Source organism: Rothia uropygialis, assembly GCF_004137765.1.
In the GTDB taxonomy this organism is placed as follows: domain Bacteria; phylum Actinomycetota; class Actinomycetes; order Actinomycetales; family Micrococcaceae; genus Rothia.
The window spans coordinates 260,654-283,275 of record NZ_NOIS01000001.1; the positions used below are offsets into that span (position 1 = coordinate 260,654).

Sequence of the window (22,622 nt, forward strand, 5' to 3'; positions counted from 1 at the left end):
GGTGAGGCTCTCGGTTCTCGACGTCGGGTCGAATACGGTTCATCTGCTCCTGCTCGATGTACGCCCGGGTTCACGTCCAGAACCGTACGCGTCCCACAAAATGCCGCTTCAGCTGGTCCAGTACTTGGATCAGAATGGCGATATCTCCGACGCAGGACGCGACGCTCTGACGAAATTCGTCACCGAGGCGCGTGATTTCGCTGCCGACCACGACGCCGAGGACCTCTTGGCGTTCGCGACATCCGCCATCCGAGAAGCCGGCAACGGTGGAGAAGTCCTGGACCATGTGAAGTCCTCGACCGGGGTCAACCTCACGGAGATTTCCGGTGACCAGGAAGCCGCGATCACTTACTTCGCGGTGCGTCGTTGGCAGGGGTGGGGTGCCGGCAGGATCCTCGACTTGGACATCGGTGGAGGGTCCTTCGAAATGGCCCTCGGCATCGATGCCTTGCCGGATGTCGCGGTGTCCACCCCGCTTGGTGCTGGTCGCTTGACTCGACAATTCATTCATCATGATTTGGCAAAACCCAAAGAGATCAAAGCGTTGCGCAAACACGTCAAGGAGACGCTCAAGCCGGCCGTGGAGACGGTTAAGAACGCCGGTTCTCCGAATATGGTCGTGGGCACATCCAAGACCTTCAGATCGCTGGCCCGTATCTGCGGCGCCGCACCCTATGCGGCCGGCCCGTACGTCAAACGCGAATTCCATCTCGAAGACCTTCGTCTGTGGACCAGGCGGATGGAAGCCATGACGCCCCGCGAACGATCCGATCTGCCTGGAGTCTCGTCCAAGCGCGCAGCCCAAATCCTGGCGGGCGGAATCGTCGCGGAGACGGCATTGGACATGTACGGGATCAACACCATGCGTTCGGTTCCCTGGGCACTGCGAGAAGGCCTGATCCTGCGACGAATGGACCGACTCAATTCCCAAGATTCGGCGGCTATGGTTGACCCGAAGTCATTGACGCCGAACAAAAAGGAGTAGGTGCCGTGGAGGAATCGGTTTCCGGTCAGGCCATGAACGGTGCGATGAAGCTGCCTCAGCGACCCGTGGCCCTGTCGACATCATCGGTCTTTCCATTGGGGGTCAAAGACACTTTCGCGATCGCCCGGGACCTGGGATACGACTCCGTGGAGATCATGATTACCGGCAATCCCTTGAGCCGTGATCCCGACGAACTCCTCGATTACGTGCAGGAATACCAATTGCCCATCTCGGCAATCCACGCGCCCACACTTTTGCTGACGCAACACGTCTGGGGCGACGCGTGGAACAAGATTCGTCTCGCCGCGAAGATGGTCAGGCGCGTTGGCGCGGACGTCATGGTGGCCCATCCGCCGTTCGTCTGGCAGAGGAGATACGCCAAGGGTTTCCCGGAGGGAGTACGTCGCATTTCGGACAGCGAGGGCGTGAAAATCGCGGTCGAAAATATGTATCCGTGGCGCTTCGCGGGACGAGAAGTTCTGATGTACGCCCCGCACTGGTCCCCTCTCGGACAGAACTACGAGTGGGTGACCTGGGACTTCTCCCACGCCGCGGCGTCTGGAACGGATTCGCTGGAAGCTATTCGAATGCTGGGTGACCGCTTGGGGCACGTGCACCTGACCGATGGATCCGGCAAATCGGTGATGGACGAACACGCCCGACCCGGCCATGGGACTCAACCTGTCGCCCAGACCCTGCATCACTTGGTCGAGACCGGCTGGGAAGGTGTAGTCGCGGTCGAGGTTTCCACGCGTAAAGCCAAAAATGCCGGTGAGCGAGACGAATGGTTGTCTGAAACCCTCGAATTCGCTCACCGGCACTTGGGGAAGTAGGGGTCCTCACCCCTGAAATCCGCTTATCACTCGCACCTATGAGGTACTGACAACGTTAAACGCCTCGGATGTGCACCGACTTGGTTGCGTCTCAAGGTCCCCTGGGAATGAAAGTCTGTGGCGCGCTTCGCTAACGTAGAGGAAGAACGAACGACCGCAACCTCACAGGAGGACCAAATGTCCGAGCCCATCATCGCCTTCTTGGGAACAGGATCCATGAACGGCTCAATCATGTCCGGGTTGCTCGCCGGTGGCACCGACCCGAAGCGGGTCCGTGCGACCACCCGTTCCGCCGAGAGCGCTCGCAAGCTCGAGGATTCTCTTCCGGAAGATCAGAGGGCAGTCGCCATCTACTCGGGTGAGGACAGCGATTCCGCCAACCTCGACGCCGTCGAGAACGCCGACGTCGTCCTGCTCGGCGTCAAGCCGAAGGGCATTCTGGATCTGGCGGCCGAAATCAAGGACGCCCTCAAAGACGAGGCCTTGGTCATCTCCGTCGCGGGAGGCATCGACCTGTCGATGCTGGAAGGCCAGTTGCGAGATGGCCAGCCGGTCATCCGCTCCATGCCGAACACCCCTTCTCGTGTGGGACGCGGTGTGATCGCCCTCGCCCCCGGCACACACTGCACCGCGGAGCAGCTCAATCTGGCCCACGAAGTTCTCAAGAACTCCGGAACCGTGATCGACGTCGAGGAAGACCAGATCGACGCGGTCACCGGCGTCTCGGGTTCCGGTCCGGCTTACGCCTTCTTCCTCGCCGAAGCGATGCAGAAGGCCGGTGAGGCGATGGGTCTCGACGCGGAAACCGCTCGACTCCTCGCCAAGGAGACGGTCTCCGGTGCCGGTGAATTGCTTCATGCCGACGATGCCGACCCCGAAGTGCTCCGCAAGGCAGTGTGCAGCCCCAACGGAACCACGGAGCGCGCCATCGATGTCTTCGCGCAGGGAGGACTGATCGAGTTGACGGAGAAGGCCGCAAAGGCCTCGGCACACCGAAACGCCGAAATGGTTGAGGAGTTCCGTCGATGACCTCTTCCGCGTTCTGATGCCCAGGCCGCCTTGGTCTCACGGGCCGGGGCGGCGTGGATCGAACGGGAAGCTAAGGGCGAGCCGCGAAGCGTTCGATCAAATCGACTTGGCCCGAGACGATCAGCACATCTCGCGATGTGACTTTGGTGCGTGCCGTCGCATACGTGAATTCCTCGCCGGGCGATTTCACGCCGACAATGGTCACCCCGTAACGGTTCCGGACATCCGATTCCTGGAGCGTGAATCCGTGGGTTTCCTTGGGTGGGTACATTTTGACGATCGCGAAATCGTCGTCGAATTCGATGTAATCCAGCAAGCGGCCGGACACGAGGTGTGCGGTACGCCGACCCGCGTCGGCTTCGGGGAAAATCACGTAGTGGGCTCCGATCCGGGAGAGGATCTTGCCGTGAGCCGGGGTGATGGCCTTGGCCCAGATTCTTTCTATACCGAGGTCCACCAGGTTCGCAGTAATGAGAACGCTCGACTCGATCGAGGTTCCTACACCCACGACGGCCGAGGTGAAGTCGCCGGCTCCGACCTGACGCAGAGCATCGATGTCCGAGGCGTCCGCCTGGATCACGTGGGTAAGAAGTCCGGACCAGCGCTGGACCATATCCGGGTCCCGCTCGATGGCCAGAACCTCTTTGTTCTGACGCCTGAGCTGCTGCGCCGTAGCGGCGCCGAAACGTCCCAGCCCGATGACCAGAACCGGGGCGTTGTGAGGTGAACGATCAGCCAATGATGGGCCTCTCTTCCGGATACTTGTACAGACGGCTGCGAGTCCTCAGCGCCAAACCCGTGGCCACGGTAATGGTTCCGAGACGGCCGATGAACATCAGGATGGACAGAACGTACAATCCCGCGGCCGGTAACTCCGAGGACAATCCTACGGACAGACCGCATGTTGCGTAGGCAGAGATGACCTCGAAGAGGATCTCGTCCAGCGGATGATCCGAGATCAGCATCAGGGCCGCCGTGCCGAGCATGACGATCGTCGCGCTCATCATGACCACCGAAATGGCAATACGCAGAACCGTATCGGGAATAGTGCGACGGAAGGCGATCACATGCTGGTCTCCTCGTGCTTCGGCGACGATCGCGATGAAAATGACGGCCATTGTGGTGATCTTGACGCCGCCTGCGGTCGAACCCGACCCGCCTCCGACGAACATCAACAGGTCGCTGAGGAGTTTGGTGATCGAGTGCGTCTGGTCCATGTCGACGAGGTTGAATCCGCCCGAACGCGTCATGACCGAGGCAAAGAACGAGTGAAGGAGGCGTTCGCCGACGCCTTCGTTGCCAATGGTGTCCCGGTTGTTCCACTCCGAAGCACCCCAGAGAATCGACCCGAAGACGACGAGCAACAGGGATCCGAAGACCGTGATGCGAGCATTGAGGTTCCAGTGTCTCAACCGCAGGCCGAACATCCTGACGACGAGGATCACGGGGAATCCGAGGGATCCGACCCAGACGCCCGCGCAGAGCGGAAGAAGAATCCACCAGTCGTTGCCGTAGGGTACGAGGCCATCTGTGTGCGGTGTGAAACCGGCGTTGTTGAACGAGGAAATACCGTAGAAGATTCCGTGCCACAGAGCCTGCTGAAGGTTTTCCCCGAGGGTCATCAGCCTCAGAGTCAGGATGGCGGCAATCGTCGCCTCGATGCTGGCCGACGTCAGGACCACGGTGCGCAGGAGAGATCCGACCTCTCCGAGCTTCCCTTGCTTGCTCGTAATGCTGAGTCCCTCTTGGGCAAATAGCTTCGTGCGCAGACCCAACTTGCGTCCCAGCGCCATCGACAGCAAAGACGTCATGGTGAGCGTGCCCAAACCGCCGATCTGAACGCCGAGAAGAATGACGAACTGCCCGAACAGGGTCCACTGGGACGAGGTCGTGAGAGTCGTCAGGCCCGTGACCGTGACTGCTGACGTCGCCGTGAACGTTGCCTGCTCCAGGGCCGGGGGATGGCCGGATGTGCTCGAGACGGGCAACATGAGCAGAAGCGAGCACAACACGATCACGAGGAAGAACAACGTGATCGAAATCCGTGCGGGCGTGGTCCCGAAGATTCGGTTGACCAGGTCTTTCACCTGATCCACGGGCCGGCGAGGCTCCGCGGTCAGGGTCGTGTCCTTGCTCAGCACGCGAACTCCTGACGACGAATGTTTGACCCTACCTAGCGTAGCGGTAGGCATGATATCTGGCCGGCTCGAGTACGTGACGTGCCTGCTCCCGTGCCACAATATCCTTGTGACGTCACTTACAAACTTTCAGGAAAGTGGGCAAGGAGCGGACCCGACGGCGATGGTGACGTGGGATCCCGCCATGATCTCGTATTTCTTCGGCGATTATCATCCCATGAACCCCTGTCGCCTCGATGCGACCGCGCGATTGGCCCAGGATCTGGGACTTTTCGACCTCCCTCATCTTCACATCGAAAAACCCGAGATCGCCGATGACGCCGCACTGTTGACTGCTCACTCGCGTGAGTATGTGGACACGGTCAAGGCAGTCAGCGCGGACCCGGCTCTCAAGGTTCCGGGGAGCGGGCTCGACGGAGAAGAAACGCCCGGGTTCTCGGGCGTCCACGAGGCCGCGGCCAGGCTCGTGGGCGGGACGCTGCGGTCGGCGTCGGCGGTGATGGCCCAAGAGGTCACGCGCGCCGTCAATTTCGGCGGCGGAATGCACCACGCGCACCGTGATCACGCGAGCGGGTTCTGCGTGTACAACGACTGTGCCGTGGGAATTCAGTACCTGCTGGACCACGGCGTCCAGCGTGTTCTCTACATCGACGTGGATGCGCACCACGGGGACGGGACCCAGAGCATCTTTTGGGACGACCCGCGCGTGCTGACCATCTCGCTGCATGAAACTGGGATGTCCCTGTTCCCGGGTACGGGCTTCGCCGCAGAGATCGGGGCCGACGGCCCGGCGACGGGAAGCGCGGTCAACGTGGCCCTGCCGACGACTGTGGCCGATGCCGACTGGCTGCGAGCTTTCCATGCGATCGTGCCCCAGCTGGCACGCGCTTTCGACCCCGAAATCATCGTGTCGCAACACGGCTGCGATTCGCATTTCAAGGACGACATGACGCATATGAGGTTGAGCGTCGATGCCCAGCGTGAAGCGGCCTTGTCGATTGCCGACCTGGCGAATGAGCTCTGCGAAGACCGGTGGATCGCAACCGGCGGCGGCGGATACAACTGCCTCGACGCCGTGCCCCGGGCTTGGGCGCACCTGATCGGGATCGTGGCCAATCATCCGGTTGAGACCACGACGCCTACTCCGGAGAGCTGGCGGTCCTACATCACGGGGAAGTACGGCGTCCGTGCGGCCCATATGATGGGTGACGAGGCTGACATCTGGTGGCGTTCGTGGGAGATCGGGTTCGACCCGGCCGATGTCCTCGACAGATCGGTCATGGCGACCCGCAAGGAAGTCTTCCCGATCTGGGGACTGGACCCTTGGTTTGACTGAGGAATCGGCTGTCCCCGAACCGACTCAAGAGTTCGCAATCGACCGAAGCGGGCGTGTATGCATACGTCATAGGGCATACACCGTTATGGTGGAGGCATGAGCAATGACGTGTTTGCTGTGGTAGCAGACCCTACCCGCCGGCGGATTCTGACAGTCGTGAAGAATGGGCCGCACCCGGTCAACGACGTCGTCACGGAACTGGGTGTGAGCCAACCGACCGTGTCGAAGCACCTCAAAGTCCTTCGGGAGGCGGGTTTGGTGACGATGAAGGCGCAAGGGCAGAGGAGGCTTTACTCGCTGAACCCCGAGCCGCTTCGGGACCTTTGCGAATGGACCGAGGAGCTGATCGCTGAAGGGGTCGACGCCGTGCGGCCGGAGACCAAGGCACCTACAGAAGAAGAACACAGCACCGAAGCCACCGGGCCGACCGCCGAATCGACCCTCACCGAAGATCCCGAAGTGCAGGCACCGGAGAATGTTTCTTCCGAGGTGCCGGAATACCGTGACCTCGATCCCGTAAGAACTTCTTCGCAAGCCACCCCGGCGGAACCCGACTCCGTGGACGCCCATGAGGCCGCAAAGCCTGCGGCTGTCGGGAAGCGCCACGGGGTTGTCTTTACCCCTCTTGCGCCGCTGAGTGGGAGTGCTCAGCCCGCGGGCGGCGACGACATCGAGGAGTTCACTTCGGACCTGGCACCGGCCGTTATCAACCACGAGACCGAGGAGACGACCGCGGAACTGCCCGGGGGCGAACCCTCATCGGAGAAGGAAACGGAGGACCCGACGCAATCCACGAGGTGGGAGCCCCTGGATCCCGAAGTGCGCCGCACCAAAGGGGTCTCGAGCGCTCAACACGTGGCCGTAGAGAACAAACAATCAGGTTTTTTGGCTAATCTGTTTGCTAGAAAGCGTGGGCGATAGGAGGGGTGACCTCTCCGTCCTGGAACCTCATCGTTGACGACAGTGAAAGACTCATCACCGCATGGCTACCGACCGTAAGATCCTCCAATGGCTGGAGAACGAGCTGTTCGACGGGAACCTTGTCCTTGGGCAAGAGCTGCCGAGCGAACGCAGAATTTCTGATGCCGTCGGGGCCTCCCGCAACGCGACGCACGAGGCGCTGAAAAATCTCGAATCGATGGGCATCGTCCGGCTTTACGAAGGCAAGAGACACCAGATGATTGCTCAGCTGGTTCGTGAACCCGCCGCAAGCGCAGGTCCTGCCCTCAAACTTCACATGGCTACGGCCGAATACCCCTTGCGGGACATCGTTCACACTCGGGTACTACTCGAGACGTGGGCCCTTCGCCGGGCGGACCGAGAACACCCGGCAATGCGGGAACTCGTCAAGATCATGGACGAGATGGCCCGAGACGATCTGTCGCTCAAGGACTTTCATCATCTCGAAGTCTCCTTTCACGTCGCACTGACCCGGTTGGCCGGCAATTCGTTGGTAACAGGTCTCATCACCTCGTTGAGGGACTCGATTTACGAGTACACGTTGTCGCTCGTGGGCTACGTTCCGTTGTGGTCGACGACCGCCACACGGCTGTGTGCGGAACATCGGGCGATCTACGCAGCAATCGAGGCGGGCGACAACGAACTCGCCGCGCGAATGGTCGCCGAACACATCGAGGGGCATTACCTCGAGGCCGGTGTGGACCCGGACCGTAAGCAAAGGTCTTCGGGCTCAGTTTTCGTTCAGCCGGAGACCGGTGAAGACGGGGAAGTGCATCCTTTAGAGCCTTCTTCGACTTTGGCGCACAGTGTCGCGGACACCAAGGAACGGGACGTGGATATGCCCGATACCGCTCCGACGGTCGCGGAAACCTTGAATTCCATGGAACCGGTCGAGAATAACGGACAGAACGAAGGCTCCTCCTCTAGTCCTCCGACGGTCAACGGCAGGCGTTCGGACGATTCGAAGAAATTTGACTCGACCTTGTAGGGTATGGGAGGAACGTTTTCGCATAATTGGGCTTGTCTTTGCCCGCACGAAACTTTGTGAGCGAACGTTTTGACCGCAAGCCTCCGCCGTCCTCGGTACGGGGGACAAGGACGCCATCCGGTGGCTTTGCCGCGCTTGAGCGTGTCTGCCATCGATGTACGACTATCAAGGTAGGGATCCTATGGGTTCAGTTATTAAGAAGCGCCGCAAGCGCATGGCGAAGAAGAAGCACCGTAAGCTGCTTCGCAAGACCCGCCACCAGCGCCGCAACAAGAAGTAGACACTTTTTGTGCCCAGCATCTTCGGCCGCCACCTCCATAGCGTGAGGGGCGGCCGAATGCATATCCGGGCACTCCCATCGACACGACTGGAGGTCACCGTATGTCCGCAGAACACGACGACGCCGCGCAGGCCGCCCGGGAAATCTCGGTTGAACTCCTCACGAGCCCTGGATGCCATCTTTGCGAGGCGGCGAAATCCGACCTCACGGAAGTGACCGAGCCGCTCGGCATCGAATGGACGCAGATCAACGTCGAGGAGCACTTGGATCTTCTCAAACAACATGCACAGGACATCCCTGTTGTCAGGGTCAACGGGATTCCGCGTGATTTCTGGCGCGTGGACAAGCGGCGCCTTGACCGCATTCTCCGCGGGCTGATTGCCGGATCCGATCCGGAAGACATATGAGGGAAAGCTCCTTCCACAAACCCGCAATCGAATGGCCGCCGGATGCCGGATCTGCAAGACTGAAGACATGAGTGCTAGCGCAACTGTTCACCTATTGAGGCACGGTGAAGTTCACAACCCGGACCGCATCGTCTACGGTTGCCTCCCGGAATTCCACTTGTCCGAAACCGGCCGCGCCATGGCGGAACTGGCGGCTCGCGAACTCGCGCGCAGGGCCGAGAACGGTGCCGAGATCGTTTACTTGGCGGCGTCACCCTTGACTCGGACGCAGGAGACGGCGCGCCCGATCTCGGAGAAGCTCGGTCTGCCGATCCATCCGGAGGAGCGGGTCATCGAAGCCGGAAATTATTTCGAGGGCCTGCACGTCAACAAGTCCGAACTGATACGTAACCCCCGACACTGGCCGAAATTGTTGAATCCGCTGCGGCCCTCGTGGGGAGAACCGTATCGGGAACAAGTTGAGCGGATGTCCGCAGCGGTGAAGGATGCCGCAGTCCAAGCCGTCGCCCGAGGAGGAGACGGCGCGGAAGCGGTCATCGTTTCGCATCAGCTTCCCATCTGGATGGCAAGGTCCAGCGTTGAGGGACGAATGCTGCCTCATGACCCCCGAACGCGACAGTGCAATCTCGCCTCTCTGACCTCCTTCACCTTCGACGACATCGGCGTCGGGCGGCGTCCGAGCATCGCGTATTGCGAACCGGCTTCGGAGCTGTATTCAGGGGTCGTTCAGCTTCCCGGATCATAATCTAACGGTTGGACTTGTACTTCGTCGCGTGAATTTGCGCAGGTCCGAACTGTCCAGAGCCCGACCGGCAGATCTGTTGGTCGGAGCCGATAACAACATCGCTCAATCTTTCAGAGAGTCACCATGTCCAGTTCTCATCCCAACCCGCTGACTCGCCGGGGCCTGCTGTCGGCAGCCTCGGTGCTTGGGCTGGCCGCCCTGACCGCGTGTTCGAACAACGACAACTCCGATCTGGCGAACCAAGCGAATTCGGCCGACGGCAAGGGATATGTTTCGGGCGATGGTTCGGTCACGGAATTCAAAGAAGCGGACCGTGGCGATCCCGTGGACTTCGAAGGCAAGCTCTTCGGCGGCACCACCCTCAAAGGCTCGGACCTGACCGGCAAACCGAGTCTGCTGAACTTTTGGTACGCCGGATGCGCGCCCTGCCGGGCCGAGGCGCCTCATCTGCAGAAATTGTTCGACCAGTTCGGTGACAAGGCCAATTTCTACGGCATCAACCTGCGCGACGAGCAAGGCACTGCCGAAGCTTTTGAACGCAATTTCGGAGTGAAGTACCAGTCGGTGGAGGACCGCTCGGGCGGCGTTCTGATGGCTTTGTCCCAGTACGTTCCGGCGCAAGCCGTTCCGACGACTCTCATCCTGGACTCGCGGGGCCGAGTCGCTGCCCGGGTGCTCGGACAGATCGACGAATCCGTGGTCCGTACTTTGCTCCAGGACCAGGTCGACGGAAAAGACTCCTCGTCCTCGAAGAACTCTTAGGTTGAGCATTGGATTTAGCCGCCGAATCCTCGTCCTTTGGCTCCGTCGTGCTGGAGGGGTCCCTCTGGGCCTCCATCCCGCTGGCCGCACTCGCCGGACTGATCTCTTTCGCCTCGCCCTGCGTACTTCCCCTGGTTCCGGGCTACCTGGCCTACGTCACGGGCCTGACCGGGACCGACCTGCAACGGAAACGTCGCGGACGCATGTTCGCCGGAACCGCGCTGTTCATCCTGGGATTCTCCGCCGTGTTTGTGCTGATGTCAGTGGTCCTGGCGCAGCTGGGAGCGGCCCCGTGGCTACGCGGACAAACGTGGATCCAGGTGATTCTGGGGCTCATGGTCATCGTCCTGGGGATCGTCTTTATGGGCGGTTTCTCGTGGTTCCAGAGGGACCGGAAAATTCATACCAAACCCCCTGCCGGGCTGTGGGGTGCCCCGATCCTCGGGATCACCTTCGGACTCGGTTGGGCGCCCTGCATCGGGCCGACCTTTGCGGCCGTTCAGGCCCTGGTCTTCATCGAAGGTCCGAACAGCCTGAAGGCCATCGGCCTCACGCTGTCGTATTGTCTGGGCCTCGGGATCCCGTTCCTGGTCATCGCCCTTGGCTTCCGGAAGTCGGCGGACATGTTCGACTTCCTGAAACGGCACCGCCGGTCGTTGCAGGTGATCGGCGGCCTTGCGCTCGTCGTCGTCGGGGTGCTCATGGCGACCGGTTTGTGGGCCGACATGATGTCCTGGCTCCAGGCAACCAGTCCCGGATATGAGCTCCCGGTGTGAGCGGACTCGGGAAGGGCCCGAGTTCACTACGGCAGAAACCCGCTACCGAAAATGGATGGCATGAGTAAAAAGAAGAAGGCAGCCAAGAAAGACGCTCCGGTACTGGGGCCCATTGGCATGCTCAGGTGGGCGTGGACCCAGCTGACCAAGATGAACACTGCGTTGTTCCTCTTGCTGCTGCTTGCGGTTGCGGCGGTGCCCGGATCAATGTTCCCGCAGAACATCCAGGACCCTCAGAAGGTCCAGGAGTACATGGATTCGCACAAGACGTGGGGGCCCATCGCGGAGAAACTCCAGCTCTTCGACGTCTTCTCCTCGGCTTGGTTCTCGGCAATCTATATTCTTTTGTTCATTTCGCTGATCGGGTGCGTAATACCTCGCGCGATCAAGCACGCCAAAGCCTATGGGGCGAAGCCGCCTAGAACCCCACGCAATCTGAAACGACTGCCTCAACACCGTGTTCTGACGATCCCGGTCGACTCCGTCGAAGGCGGACTCACCGCCGACACCGCGGTTCGCACGGCCAACAAAATCCTTCGCAAGCGCCACTACCGCACGGAAATTCGGGAGGATGGGTCCTACCCGAGCGTCGGGGCCGAGCGGGGCTACGTCCGGGAAATCGGAAACCTTATCTTTCACGCCGCGATGATCGGCGTCCTGGTCGGCGTCGCCATTGGTGGCCAGTTCGGTTACAGCGGGCAGAAGATCGTGACCGAGGGAGATTCCCATGTGAACACCTTGATCAGCTACGACTCGTTCAAACCCGGAACCAACTACAACCCGGACTGGCTCCGCAATTTCTCGGTCTCGTTGGACAAATTGAACGTGACCTACGACCGCGACAAGACATCGTCGACCTACGGACAGGACCTCAGCTACGACGCCCAGATGACCGTCAAGGACAGCCCGAACGCGGAAGCGAAAAAGGAATCCCTCAAGGTCAATGAGCCGCTCAATATCGACGGCAACAACGTTTACCTCTCGGGCAACGGATACGCTCCGGTCGTCAAGGTCACCGGTGGAAACGGCGAGGTCGCATACGAAGGCCCAGTGGTCACGTTGCCCACGGACAAGGTCTTCACCTCGTCCATGGTCCTCAAGGTTCCCGACGCCGGTCCCGACCAACTCGGATTCGTGGGCATGTTCCTGCCCACCGCCGTCATCCAATCAGGTCAGATGCCGTATTCTGCCGACGCCGCTCCGGCGAATCCCGCGCTCGTCCTGTCCTCGTACTCCGGCGACTTGGGACTGGACAAAGGCGACCCGCAGAACGTCTACGTGCTCGACACGAACAAATTGAACGAGCTCAACTCGATGAAGTCGGAGCACGGTGGCATCGTGTTGACCGAGGACAACAACAAATTCGATCTTCCCGATGGAAAGGGCAGCATCGAATTCGAAGGCGTCAAACGCTATGCGGGACTGGACATCCACTACGACCCGGGCAAGCCCGTGGTCCTGGTGTCGTTCCTCTTGGCCTTCAGCGGTCTGATCATCTCGTTGTTCGTGGCAAGGCGCCGCCTGTGGGTCAAGGCCCATGAGACACAGCTCGACGACGGAAGCAAAGCCGTCGTCGTCGAATACGGACTCCTGGCGCGCGGTGAAGACCCGAGGCTCGCATCAGAAGCCGACAAATTGACGGAGATTTTCGCCCAGGAATGGGGACTAGAATTCAGCGAGGGGTAATTTTCTCGCATCGGGCCGAACAACCGCGCGAGCACCCGTATCGGCGCTCGGCACGACATACCGGCCCAGAAAGGGAAGCATGACCATCAACGAGAACCTGGGCCAGTGGAGCGAGACGTTCATGCTCCTGGCCGCGGTGACCTATCTGGTGTCTTTCGTGGCCTTCACATGGGACCTGGCGTCCCACTCGAGGGCCACACGCAAGGCGGAGGCGGCGGCGTTACGAGCCCCTGAGGAGGCACCGGTCATGGCCGGAGCCGGCGTGGGTGCAACCGCGAGTGGGGCGGTGCCATCGGGTACCGGTTCCAAATCCGGTGTCTCGACGGCTCTCATCGAAGGCGGCGGTGGCGGAAGCCGCGGACGTGCCTACAACGCCCAGACGCGGGCCAAGTTGAGTTCCCACGTCGCCGACGATTCCATGACCTACACGGGCGAGCGTCGCCCAGCCGCAAACGTTGCGGTGGCCGTGATGATCATCGGCTGTGTGATCCACGTCGTGGGTGTCGTGACGCGCGGCCTGGCGGCAGGTCGCGTGCCGTGGGGAAATATGTACGAATTCTGTACCACCGGCGCGCTCGTGGTCTCGATCGTTTTCCTGATTGCCTTGATTTTCCGTGACCTTCGCTTTATCGGTTCGCTGGTTACGGGTCTCGCGTTGATCATGATGGTTGCGGCAACCATCGGCTTCCCCACACCGGTCGGGCACCTCAAGCCTGCTCTCCAATCCTATTGGCTCGTCATCCACGTGTCTGTTGCAGTCATGGCTTCGGGAGTGTTCACGATTACCTTCGCCATGGCCGTGCTCCAGCTCATCCAGTCCCGGCGCGAACGCAAACTGATCGAAGGGGAGAAGACCGGGCTCGGATTCATGCGCCTCGTTCCCTCTTCTCAGGCCCTGGAGAACTTTGCCTTCCGACTCAACACCGTGGGCTTCGTGATGTGGACGTTCACTTTGGCGATGGGTGCGATCTGGGCCAACAAAGCCTGGGGTCGTTACTGGGGCTGGGACACCAAGGAAGTATGGACGTTCGTCATCTGGGTGGTCTACGCGGCTTACCTGCACGCGCGTGCGACCCGTGGCTGGACAGGCCCGCGTTCTGCGTGGCTGTCGATCATCGGCTATGGGTGCATTATTTTCAACTTCACTGCGGTCAATGTGGTCTTCAACGGGTTGCACTCCTACTCGGGGCTGTAGAACCCGTCCGTAAAACAGTGCTGCGTGAAAAAGACCGTCCACTGTGGGGTCTTTTTCACGCAGCGCTATTTTTGAATGTGTAAGGGACCCGTCTCAGCCGGTGCCCTCGTTGCCGTCCTGTTCGCGACCTTGCTCACGGCGGCGCCGGTCTTCATCGCGTTTGCGCCGCTCGGTCTGCTGGTCAAGGAATCGGAGGTAGGCCTCGTCGTCATCCGGGGCGGCTCCAGGGCGTGGGCCCGAGGGCGCCGGGCCCTCACCGCGTGTCGGATGCCGCCGTCTGTAGCCGAATATCAACCAGAGGCCGGGCCCAAGGACCGGAAACACCAGCGCGATCACGAACCATATGGGCTTGGGCAAAGCCACGATATGGTGCTTCTCCGTGCGGGAGATATCCAAAAGGGCGTAAATGGTCATGCCGAGGACAACGGCTGCCGCGACGATGATCAGAACTGCTCGCATGAATACAGCTTACCGGCGGCTGGACCATGTGACACCGAGCGGACCTTCAGGTCCGGAGAGTAGAGTTATACACCGTGAATTTCTTGTACTACACCCTGCTTCGCTTCGGTATGATGACCGTGGTCTTCGTGGTCTGCCTTTTCCTGAAGACCGGTGTGGTCCTGGCCGGGGTGTTTGCAATTCTGATTGCCTTTGCCGTGTCCTATTTGGCCTTCCCCAAGCTTCATAATGCGGCCAGTCGCGATTTCGGCCGGTTCTGGAAGAAGATTCGTGGCAAGCGCACGAAGAAGACGGTTGGGGACGAGGACGTCGAGGTTGAGGACCAGTACGTCGACGAGCGGCTCCGCCAGGAAGACAGAGACGTCTGAACTTCTGCCCTCAGAGATAATGCCGGTCAGTAAGGAACTCTTGCCCCGTGCGCAGCAGTAGATCATGTAATTCCATGGCGTGCTGAGACGCATCGGGCCGATGGAGGATCACCATGCAACGTCCCGGGACTTGGGTCTCGGAATGGCTCCTTCTGATCATGATGTGTTGGACGTCCTCGCGCGGCCGGGCCAGCGCAAGGGCAGGATGACCGCGATACCGAGTCCGGCGCCGACGAGGTCCAGGGCCGTTTTCGAACGTGTCGGTTGCGATCTCGTAGGGAAGCTCGAAGCCCGCGCGTTGGCACTGTTCGACGAGGCCTTGGGAGCACGAGCCGAGCGGATGGTCATGACTTATCTACGGTCTGCAACCGAGCTCTTCGAGGGTGACGTCATTTCTTTCCGCCAAAGGATCGTCCGCGGGAACCACCGCAACAAAAGGATCAAACAAAACCTCCTGCGCGGCAAGTCCGGGGCCAAGGTCTTCTAACCGGACGAATGAGAAGGACAGATCCAATTCTCCGTGGCGAACCTTGTCCGCAGACGCGAGAGCACCCGTCTGCAGAGTGAGTTCGAGCTTCACCTCGGGATGAATCCGGGAAAACGCCGCAGCAGCTGGGCTCAGTATTGAGCTTCCCACGCTGGATGTGAACTCGACGCTGACTCTCGAGGTGGCCTGCTGGTGATGAACCCGGAGCTCGGCGTTGGCTCGGGTGAAACGGTCGAGCAGAGCCCGCGCATGTGGTTCCAGGACCCGTGCGAGTTCGGTCGCGACAATGCCTGTTCCGTCTCGCCGAAACAGCTCACCTCCCGCTTCACGGCTCAGAATACGCATTTGCTCGCTCACGGTTGGCGGGGCGAACCCCAGATTCCGGGCTGGCAGGGTGACGGAGCCTGAGTCGAGCACGGTTAGAAATGGGCCCAGCCGGTGGAGATCGGGCGACAGGCTCATCTGTATGCTCCAGGTGCTCGCGAACGGTTGGACGGTCCTTACTGTAAGAGACCGTATGCTGGCCGGGGCGTCATGGTTCGGGCCATCCGAATGATTGTGCGGGAATTGACTATGGTCCACCGAGCGCGGACATCGGAAGCTGATACCGACAAACGTTGTGAGAAGAATCAAGGGCCATCATGGATCAGCTCATCGCATTACTGATTCTCGCCGGGGGTGTCGGCGATTCTCGTACTTCTTGCCCTGGTCGTTGCCTTCTTATGCGGCTGGATCGTCATTGAACGCAACGAGAGAATTCCCCTGAGAAAGCTGGGATTACCGGGTGCCTGCGCGAGCGTATGGCGTGGTCTGTGTTTGCTGCCGGGCGGGTTGTCCCCACCGGGGGAGCCACGTCCCATGGATTCGAGCGAGGCCCTACCGTGTGCAGAAGAGAACCCGTATTGGAGGTGACAGTCCCGAGAGAATACCGGGGCCGCAAGGTTCGTCGGTCAGCGACCGGCACACGTCCCGGTGCCCCGTGCGTTATTTCTTGACGGTACCGATCTTGCGGTTGCGCCCGGCCAATGCCCCTGCGATGAAATGAACGACCATAAGTACCAATAGGATCACCAGGACGACCTCCCACCCGCCCAAGGCTTCGGCGAACCAACCCGCAAGCAACGGACCGAGAGCGGCCATCAGATAACCCAAGCACTGGGCCATTCCGGAGAGTTTCATGGTCTGGGCGTAGCTGCTGGTCCGGAGGCCGATCATGGCCAGGGACAGTGAGAAGCTGCCGCCGCAGCCGATGCCGATGAAGCTGGCCCACAACGCTGCCGCTTGAGGGGCAACGAGTGCTCCGGCCAAAGCGACGATGAGGAATGCCGCGAGAACCATCGCGAGCCAGCTCTGCGACGCGCCGCGTTCGGCCAGGAAGCTCACGCTCAAATTGCCCAGGATCCCGAGGAGCTGCAGCAAGAAGAGATGGAAGCCTGCGGTGGCCGGGCCGATGCCGATCGTCGATTCGACCGTCGGGAGCCAATTCGCCGCCGTGTAGAAGATGAGCGACTGGAATCCCATGAACATCGTGACCTGCCACGCGATGGGAGACTTCCAGAGCGATACCTTCCTCGAAGCGTTGGGCTCGACTGCGGAAGGCACTGCGGGTATCGAGCCCGTGATCGCCTTGGCCAGCGAACCCGAGCGCTCGTATTCGCTCCTGCGAGCCTTCCGCGTCAGGTAGAACCACCATGCCGCGCAGACTGCCGGAATGATAGCCCAGAGGGCCAAAGCCGAGCGCCACGAACCGGGAAGGCTGTGTGACAGGGGAGCAGTGATTCCCGAGGCCGTAGCAGCACCCACCGACAGAACCGCCGTGTACAGTCCCGTCATTAGCGACACGTGCTTCGCAAAATCGCGCTTGACGATGACGGGCACCAGAACATTGCCTATGGCGATGCCGACGCCCACCAGTAGGGTCCCGACCCAGAGCCACGCAATACCGGGCGTTGACCGCAGAAGAATCCCCAAGCTCAGAACCACGAGGGCGACAAGCACGACCCTCTCAATGCCGACTCTTTGTGCCGGTATCGAGATGATGGGGGACAGAACCGCGAAGGCCAAGAGAGGAAGCGCGCCGATGAGGCCCAAACCGCCCGAGCCCAAGCCTGTGTCGTCACCGATCTGTGTCAGAACCGGCCCAACCGTGGTCAGCGCGGGCCTCAGGCACGATGCGATCAGCAGGACGACGATGCACCAGGCGGCCGTGACCCGGTGAGCACCAGGCATTCTCGCCATTGCACCGGAGCCGTACAGGTCGGCGCCGTCACTTGGTTCCGAAGGAGAATTCTCGGGAGTATTGGTCAATGAGTCAGGCTCCGATGGTTGAAGCGACCAGGAGCAGAAGCGCGAAAAGCACGCTGAGCAAGCCAGTCTGCTTGAGGACAGGGATCAGTTTTTTCATGTCCGTCGCGGACAGGACGGTTCGCGTGGCGGGCAAGACTAGGGGTATGGCCAGCAGAACCAAAAGGTTCCACGGGTTTTCAGGGATGGTGAAGAGCATGAGTGCAAAAGCCAAGCCGAGTTCGATCGCGTAGGCCAGCCGTGCCCGGGAATCGCCCAGTCGGACTGCAAGGGTACGTTTGCCTGCCTCGGCGTCCGTGGGAATATCCCGAATATTGTTTGCCATCAGCAAACCACAGGCTATGAGACCCATGGAGACCGAGGCGACCACAGCTGTCATGGACAGTTGCGAAGCCTGCACGAAGGTCGTTCCCATCGTCGCGACGAGCCCGAAGTACAGGAAGACGAAAACATCGCCCAACCCCATATACCCATACGGGTGTTTTCCGCCGGTATACCCCCACGCGGCAAAGACCGCCGACAGCCCGATGAGCAGAAACCACCATTGACCCGTGATTACGACGAGGGCCAGCCCAGAAATCATGGCTGCGGCGAAACATCCGAAGGCCGCGAATTTGACGTGGTTGGCGGGTGCCGCGCCTGAACCGGTCAGGCGCATTGGTCCGACCCGCGCATCGTCGGTGCCCTTGATGCCGTCCGAGTAATCATTGGCATAGTTGACGCCGATCTGCAGGAAGAAGGCCACGAGCAACGCCAAGACGGCGCAGACCGGGCGGAATTCTCTCAGCTCGATCGCGGCTGCGGTCCCCGCGATCACGGGGGCGACGGCCAGGGGAAGAGTGCGCATACGAGCGCCTTCGACCCATTGTGCAACGGTTGCCACGATGGTTCCTCTCGGACGAGCCGGGCACACAAGCGCCAGGCTGGATGCATGGGATGACAATTCATTGTCTCACTGAGCCAGGAACGCGCCAGCCGAGCGAGAATCGTTACTGGACGGAGGAGCCCTCAAGTAGTCGCCGGACCGCTGCTTGGTCAGGCTTTCCGGTACTGGCCTGCGGCAACTGGTCCAGTATGACGATTTCCTTGGGTGCCGCCGCAGGACCCAATCGTCGACGTACGAGTTCGATCAGTTCTTTGGCGTCGGGGTCATGCCCCGGCCTGCGGGAGACAGCGGCACGAATCTCCTGGCCCCATTGGGGGCTCTCCACCCCGACGACTATTGCCTCGCGTACCGCGGGATCGTCCTCAAGGACACGCGCGACTGCACGAGCGGAGACTTTGACACCACCGGTCATCATGACGTCGTCCGCTCGACCCATGACGCGCAGGCCGGACTCCGGGTTGTACGTTCCAAGATCGTCGGTCCGGTACCACCAGACCCCCTCCGGATCACGACGGAATGACTCGGCCGTGCGCTCGCTGTCCTCCAGGTACCCGGAGGCCAAGGTTGGTCCACCCAGCCAGATTCGTCCGGCACCGCTCTGATCTACGGAGGGCTCGATGGCAATACGGGTTCCGGGCAGTGGGTGGGAATCGTAGACACATCCGCCGGCCGTCTCCGCGCTGCCGTAGGTCAGCACGAGGGGAATCCGCAGTTCGTCGCAACGGTTCAGGAGCATGGACGACGCGGGGGCTCCGCCCAGCAGGATCGCATCAAAACTGCGTAGCGCTTCGAGTACGTCTGCTTCCGGGATTGCCCCGGATTCTATCTCTTCGAGCAAAGCATGAACTTGTGTGGGTACCAATGAGGTCATTCGGCGGCCCGCACCGAGACGGTCAACCGCGTCGAGGAAGTCCCGGGCGGTGAAATGGCCTCCGGAAACTATGGATTCGGTCGTTACCGGTCGTGTTCCCGCCAGAATCGAACGGGCCACGACCTGTGCCCCGGCCACGTAGTGAACCGGAAGCGCAAGCAACCAGTGGGCCCCACCATCGGTTCTCGTGGCCACTTCGGTCGCAAGTCCGGAGGAGCGCAGAGCCCGGGCGCTCAGCACGGTCTTTTTGGGGCGTCCCGTGGAGCCCGAGGTGCCGACGACCAACGCGGCGACCTCTTCACCGACTCGGGTCTCTCGGGTGATGGTCGCACCGAGGCCTCTGTACAACTCTTCCGGACCGATGGATCCGGGGCCGTCGAGGTGGAGAGCGGCATCGGAGACCGCAGAGGGTGAGGGCACAGGGGAGAGCGAAGAAAAATCCATGACCCCTCCAGCCTAGTCCTGCGCGCCGGGGGGGGGCACCTCGTGGCTAGAAGTAGTACGGGAAGGCCGACCAGTCGGGATCACGCTTGCCCAAGAAGGCGTCTCGCCCTTCCACTGCCTCATCCGTCATGTACCCCATGCGGGTTGCCTCGCCCGCGAAGACCTGCTGGCCGACCATTCCGTCGTCGGGCAGGTTGAACGCGAATTTCAGCATACGTATCGCTTGTGGTGATTGGCCCGCAATGTCGGCGGCGTATCGAAGCGCGGTCTCTTCCAAGTCGGCGTGGGCAACGACCTCATTGACCGCGCCCATCTCGTACATGCGCTGGGCATCGTATTCCCTGGCCAGGAAGAAAATTTCGCGCGCAGCCTTCTGACCGACCTGGCGAGCCAGAAGGGCCGAACCGTAACCGGCGTCGAAGGAGCCGACCGTTGCATCGGTCTGTTTGAACTTGCCGAATTCGCGAGAAGCGATGGTCAGATCGCATACCACGTGGAGAGAGTGCCCGCCCCCGGCCGCCCAGCCCGAGACCACTGCAACGACGACTTTGGGCATGGTGCGAATCAGCCGCTGAACCTCCAGGATGTGGAGACGCCCCGCTCTGGCCGGGTCGATGGAGTCGGCGGTGTCGCCTTCGGCGTAACGGTATCCGTCGCGTCCCCGGATGCGCTGGTCACCGCCCGAGCAGAAGGCCCAGCCGCCGTCCTTTGGCGAAGGGCCGTTGCCCGTCAGCAATACGGTTCCCACGTCACTGGTCATGCGTGCGTGGTCCAGGGCCCGGTACAGCTCGTCCACGGTTCCGGGTCGGAAAGCATTGCGAACTTCGGGTCGGTCGAAGGCGATGCGGACGCAAGGGAGATCCCGAACCACGCGGCCCGAGGCGTCCCGCTCGACCTGACGGTGATACGTGATGTCCTGGAAGTCGTCGAAGCCTTCGACCGCACGCCACCGGTGAGGATCGAAGGTGTCGGATACGGACTGGGGCACTGGGAAGTTCTCGGGCGTAGTCATCTCTGCGATTCTAATCGTGTTCGACGCGTCCTGCCCGCCGGGATGACCGAGCGGGCAGGACGTCGGATGCGGTGCAGGTCAGCGAGCCGAGGCCAGTTCCTTGGCCTCCTCGAATTCATGCTCGACGCGTTCAGACTGCTTGTGGGTCATCAAGGACACGACGATGCCGACGACGAGCGCGGCCAAGAAACCGGGGACGATTTCGTACAGTGCGAGGATGCCCGTGGACTCGGGGTCCTGGAACACATACCGCCACACGATCGTCACGACGGCGCCCACAATCATCGAGCACAGCCCACCAGTTGCGGTGAGCTTCTTCCAGAACAGGGACATCAGCATCAGCGGTCCGAAGGCCGCACCGAAGCCGGCCCAGGCGAAGGCCACAAGTTCGAGCACAGCGGAATCCGAGTCGAGAGCGATCAGGGCCGCGATGACCGAAACCGTCAGGACAGCGCCTCGGGACATCCACAGCTGGACCTTGGGGGAGGGCTTGCGCTTGATGATCAACATGGCCAGGTCTTCGACCGCGGCCGACGACGAAACCACGAGCTGAGAGGAAACCGTGGACATGATCGCGGCGAGCACCGCCGCCAGGACGAATCCTGCTGCCAGAGGGTGGAACAGGATTTGGGACAGATCCAAGAACACGGTTTCGGCGGACTTGGTGTCCGTGAGACTCGCCTCCGGGTGCGTCGAGAAATACGCGATACCTGTCAGCGCCGTGGCGATGGTGCCCAACACGGAGAGGACCATCCAGGAAATTCCGATACGTCGGGCGGTCGGTGCGTCCTTGGGTGCCCGGAGGGCCATGAAACGGATCACGATGTGGGGCTGACCAAAGTATCCGAGACCCCAGGCCAACGAGGAGACGACACCGATGGCTGTGGCCCCGCTGACGAGCGACAGAGCGTTCGGATTCGCCTCCGAGACGGCATGGAGAACATTCGACGGGCCGCCGAACTGAATGACGGCGACGACCGGGACCATGATGAGCGCGATCAGCATCAGCAAACCTTGCGCCACGTCCGTGAATGTAGCCCCGAGGAATCCGCCGAAGAACGTGTAAAGTACCGTGATCGCGGCAATGACGATCATGCCCAGCAGATAGTTTCCGCCGAACGTGGTCTGGTAAAACTTTCCTCCGGCCACCATGCCGGAGGAGACGTAGAAAATGAAGAATACGAGAATAATGATTCCGCACGTTACGCGCAGCACGCGGCTTGAAAGACCGTCGGCTTTGAGGCGGTTGTCGAAAAAGGACGGAATGGTAATCGCATTGCCTGCGACCTCCGAATAGGCGCGCAGGCGTGGGGCGACGAGCTTCCAATTGACCCACGCCCCGACGGTCAGGCCAACAGCGATCCATGCGTCCAGCAAGCCGGAGACGTAGATCGCCCCGGGAAGGCCCATCACGAGCCAGCCGGACATATCGGACGCACCTGCGGACAAGGCGGCGACCCCTGGTCTGAGGGAACGACCGCCGAGCATGTAGTCTTCGTTGTCAGTGTTCTTGGTGCTGGCCCAGAGGCCGATCACGATCATCCCCAGAAAATATATCCCCAAGGCTATGTACTGAAATGTCTGGTCTGACATCAAAAATCTCCGGTGCGACTGGATTGATAAGTATCGCAGTCCGCCCCCAAGGGATTCGGGGTGGACTTTGACTCGTTT

The 22,622-nt window shown here is 61.0% G+C and carries 23 protein-coding genes; 14 read left to right on the forward strand and 9 right to left on the reverse strand.

Annotated elements, in window-relative coordinates:
* Position 1: 1 nt before the first annotated feature.
* The 3 genes from EWV35_RS01185 to proC all read left to right on the forward strand — a co-directional run bounded on the left by EWV35_RS01185 (position 2) and on the right by proC (position 2,847).
* The gene (locus tag EWV35_RS01185) at positions 2 to 985 is read left to right on the forward strand and encodes a Ppx/GppA phosphatase family protein (protein ID WP_129657419.1); all 984 of its coding nucleotides are present in this window, start codon (positions 2 to 4) and stop codon (positions 983 to 985) included.
* Positions 986 to 1,017: 32 nt separating this feature from the next.
* Positions 1,018 to 1,818 (forward strand): sugar phosphate isomerase/epimerase family protein, encoded by an 801-nt coding sequence (locus tag EWV35_RS01190; protein WP_129658220.1) that lies wholly within the window; start codon positions 1,018 to 1,020, stop codon positions 1,816 to 1,818.
* A 177-nt stretch (positions 1,819 to 1,995) separates the two neighbouring features.
* Positions 1,996 to 2,847 carry a pyrroline-5-carboxylate reductase gene (proC, locus tag EWV35_RS01195; protein WP_129657421.1) on the forward strand — a complete coding sequence of 284 codons (852 nt, stop codon included), beginning with the start codon at positions 1,996 to 1,998 and terminating at the stop codon, positions 2,845 to 2,847.
* Positions 2,848 to 2,917: 70 nt separating this feature from the next.
* Here the strand turns inward: proC and EWV35_RS01200 are convergent, their stop codons facing one another.
* Complete coding sequence (locus EWV35_RS01200; protein ID WP_129359090.1) at positions 2,918 to 3,586, reverse strand: potassium channel family protein; 669 nt, start codon at positions 3,584 to 3,586, stop codon at positions 2,918 to 2,920.
* Positions 3,579 to 4,988, reverse strand: coding sequence for a TrkH family potassium uptake protein (locus EWV35_RS01205; RefSeq protein ID WP_238654001.1), 1,410 nt, complete (start codon positions 4,986 to 4,988; stop codon positions 3,579 to 3,581). Before EWV35_RS01205 ends, EWV35_RS01200 begins: the two co-directional genes overlap by 8 nt.
* A gap of 160 nt (positions 4,989 to 5,148) precedes the next feature.
* Between EWV35_RS01205 and EWV35_RS01210 the strand changes: the two genes are divergently transcribed.
* The 10 genes from EWV35_RS01210 to ccsB all read left to right on the forward strand — a co-directional run bounded on the left by EWV35_RS01210 (position 5,149) and on the right by ccsB (position 14,120).
* Entirely contained in the window at positions 5,149 to 6,321 is a 1,173-nt protein-coding gene (locus EWV35_RS01210; RefSeq protein ID WP_238654003.1) for an acetoin utilization protein AcuC, read from the forward strand.
* A gap of 96 nt (positions 6,322 to 6,417) precedes the next feature.
* Positions 6,418 to 7,242: an ArsR/SmtB family transcription factor gene (locus EWV35_RS01215; protein WP_129657424.1), complete on the forward strand. Its 825-nt coding sequence runs from the start codon at positions 6,418 to 6,420 to the stop codon at positions 7,240 to 7,242.
* Positions 7,243 to 7,303: 61 nt separating this feature from the next.
* Positions 7,304 to 8,269, forward strand: a complete 966-nt coding sequence (locus EWV35_RS01220; RefSeq protein ID WP_129657426.1) for a FadR/GntR family transcriptional regulator — start codon at positions 7,304 to 7,306, stop codon at positions 8,267 to 8,269.
* A 181-nt stretch (positions 8,270 to 8,450) separates the two neighbouring features.
* Positions 8,451 to 8,549, forward strand: a complete 99-nt coding sequence (locus EWV35_RS01225; RefSeq protein ID WP_003792170.1) for a 30S ribosomal protein bS22 — start codon at positions 8,451 to 8,453, stop codon at positions 8,547 to 8,549.
* Between the two features lie 101 nt (positions 8,550 to 8,650).
* Positions 8,651 to 8,956, forward strand: coding sequence for a glutaredoxin family protein (locus EWV35_RS01230; protein ID WP_129657428.1), 306 nt, complete (start codon positions 8,651 to 8,653; stop codon positions 8,954 to 8,956).
* 67 nt (positions 8,957 to 9,023) lie between these two features.
* Positions 9,024 to 9,701 carry a histidine phosphatase family protein gene (locus EWV35_RS01235; RefSeq protein WP_129657430.1) on the forward strand — a complete coding sequence of 226 codons (678 nt, stop codon included), beginning with the start codon at positions 9,024 to 9,026 and terminating at the stop codon, positions 9,699 to 9,701.
* A 123-nt stretch (positions 9,702 to 9,824) separates the two neighbouring features.
* Positions 9,825 to 10,463, forward strand: a complete 639-nt coding sequence (locus EWV35_RS01240) for a TlpA family protein disulfide reductase (protein ID WP_129657432.1) — start codon at positions 9,825 to 9,827, stop codon at positions 10,461 to 10,463.
* An 8-nt stretch (positions 10,464 to 10,471) separates the two neighbouring features.
* A complete protein-coding gene (locus EWV35_RS01245) occupies positions 10,472 to 11,239 on the forward strand; it encodes a cytochrome c biogenesis CcdA family protein (RefSeq protein ID WP_129657434.1) in 768 nt (255 codons plus the stop codon).
* 60 nt (positions 11,240 to 11,299) lie between these two features.
* Positions 11,300 to 12,925, forward strand: a complete 1,626-nt coding sequence (gene resB / locus EWV35_RS01250) for a cytochrome c biogenesis protein ResB (protein ID WP_238654005.1) — start codon at positions 11,300 to 11,302, stop codon at positions 12,923 to 12,925.
* A 79-nt stretch (positions 12,926 to 13,004) separates the two neighbouring features.
* On the forward strand, positions 13,005 to 14,120 hold the full coding sequence (ccsB, locus tag EWV35_RS01255) for a c-type cytochrome biogenesis protein CcsB (RefSeq protein WP_129657438.1): 1,116 nt from the start codon (positions 13,005 to 13,007) through the stop codon (positions 14,118 to 14,120).
* Positions 14,121 to 14,213: 93 nt separating this feature from the next.
* On the opposite strand, the gene EWV35_RS01260 is transcribed toward ccsB, so the two are convergent.
* Positions 14,214 to 14,579: a PLD nuclease N-terminal domain-containing protein gene (locus EWV35_RS01260; RefSeq protein ID WP_129657439.1), complete on the reverse strand. Its 366-nt coding sequence runs from the start codon at positions 14,577 to 14,579 to the stop codon at positions 14,214 to 14,216.
* A 74-nt stretch (positions 14,580 to 14,653) separates the two neighbouring features.
* On the opposite strand from EWV35_RS01260, the gene EWV35_RS01265 reads away from it, so the two are divergent.
* Positions 14,654 to 14,947 carry a DUF4229 domain-containing protein gene (locus EWV35_RS01265; RefSeq protein ID WP_129657441.1) on the forward strand — a complete coding sequence of 98 codons (294 nt, stop codon included), beginning with the start codon at positions 14,654 to 14,656 and terminating at the stop codon, positions 14,945 to 14,947.
* Between the two features lie 355 nt (positions 14,948 to 15,302).
* On the opposite strand, the gene EWV35_RS01270 is transcribed toward EWV35_RS01265, so the two are convergent.
* From EWV35_RS01270 to putP, 6 genes are all read right to left on the reverse strand, one after another.
* Positions 15,303 to 15,896: a LysR family transcriptional regulator gene (locus EWV35_RS01270; RefSeq protein WP_129657443.1), complete on the reverse strand. Its 594-nt coding sequence runs from the start codon at positions 15,894 to 15,896 to the stop codon at positions 15,303 to 15,305.
* Positions 15,897 to 16,418: 522 nt separating this feature from the next.
* Positions 16,419 to 17,741, reverse strand: a complete 1,323-nt coding sequence (locus EWV35_RS01275; RefSeq protein WP_202976011.1) for an MFS transporter — start codon at positions 17,739 to 17,741, stop codon at positions 16,419 to 16,421.
* 4 nt (positions 17,742 to 17,745) lie between these two features.
* On the reverse strand, positions 17,746 to 18,621 hold the full coding sequence (locus EWV35_RS01280; RefSeq protein ID WP_129657445.1) for a 1,4-dihydroxy-2-naphthoate polyprenyltransferase: 876 nt from the start codon (positions 18,619 to 18,621) through the stop codon (positions 17,746 to 17,748).
* A gap of 106 nt (positions 18,622 to 18,727) precedes the next feature.
* Positions 18,728 to 19,939 carry an AMP-binding protein gene (locus EWV35_RS01285; RefSeq protein ID WP_129657447.1) on the reverse strand — a complete coding sequence of 404 codons (1,212 nt, stop codon included), beginning with the start codon at positions 19,937 to 19,939 and terminating at the stop codon, positions 18,728 to 18,730.
* 46 nt (positions 19,940 to 19,985) lie between these two features.
* A complete protein-coding gene (locus tag EWV35_RS01290) occupies positions 19,986 to 20,951 on the reverse strand; it encodes a 1,4-dihydroxy-2-naphthoyl-CoA synthase (protein WP_129657449.1) in 966 nt (321 codons plus the stop codon).
* Between the two features lie 78 nt (positions 20,952 to 21,029).
* Positions 21,030 to 22,544 (reverse strand): sodium/proline symporter PutP, encoded by a 1,515-nt coding sequence (gene putP, locus EWV35_RS01295; protein WP_129657451.1) that lies wholly within the window; start codon positions 22,542 to 22,544, stop codon positions 21,030 to 21,032.
* Positions 22,545 to 22,622 lie beyond the last annotated feature (78 nt).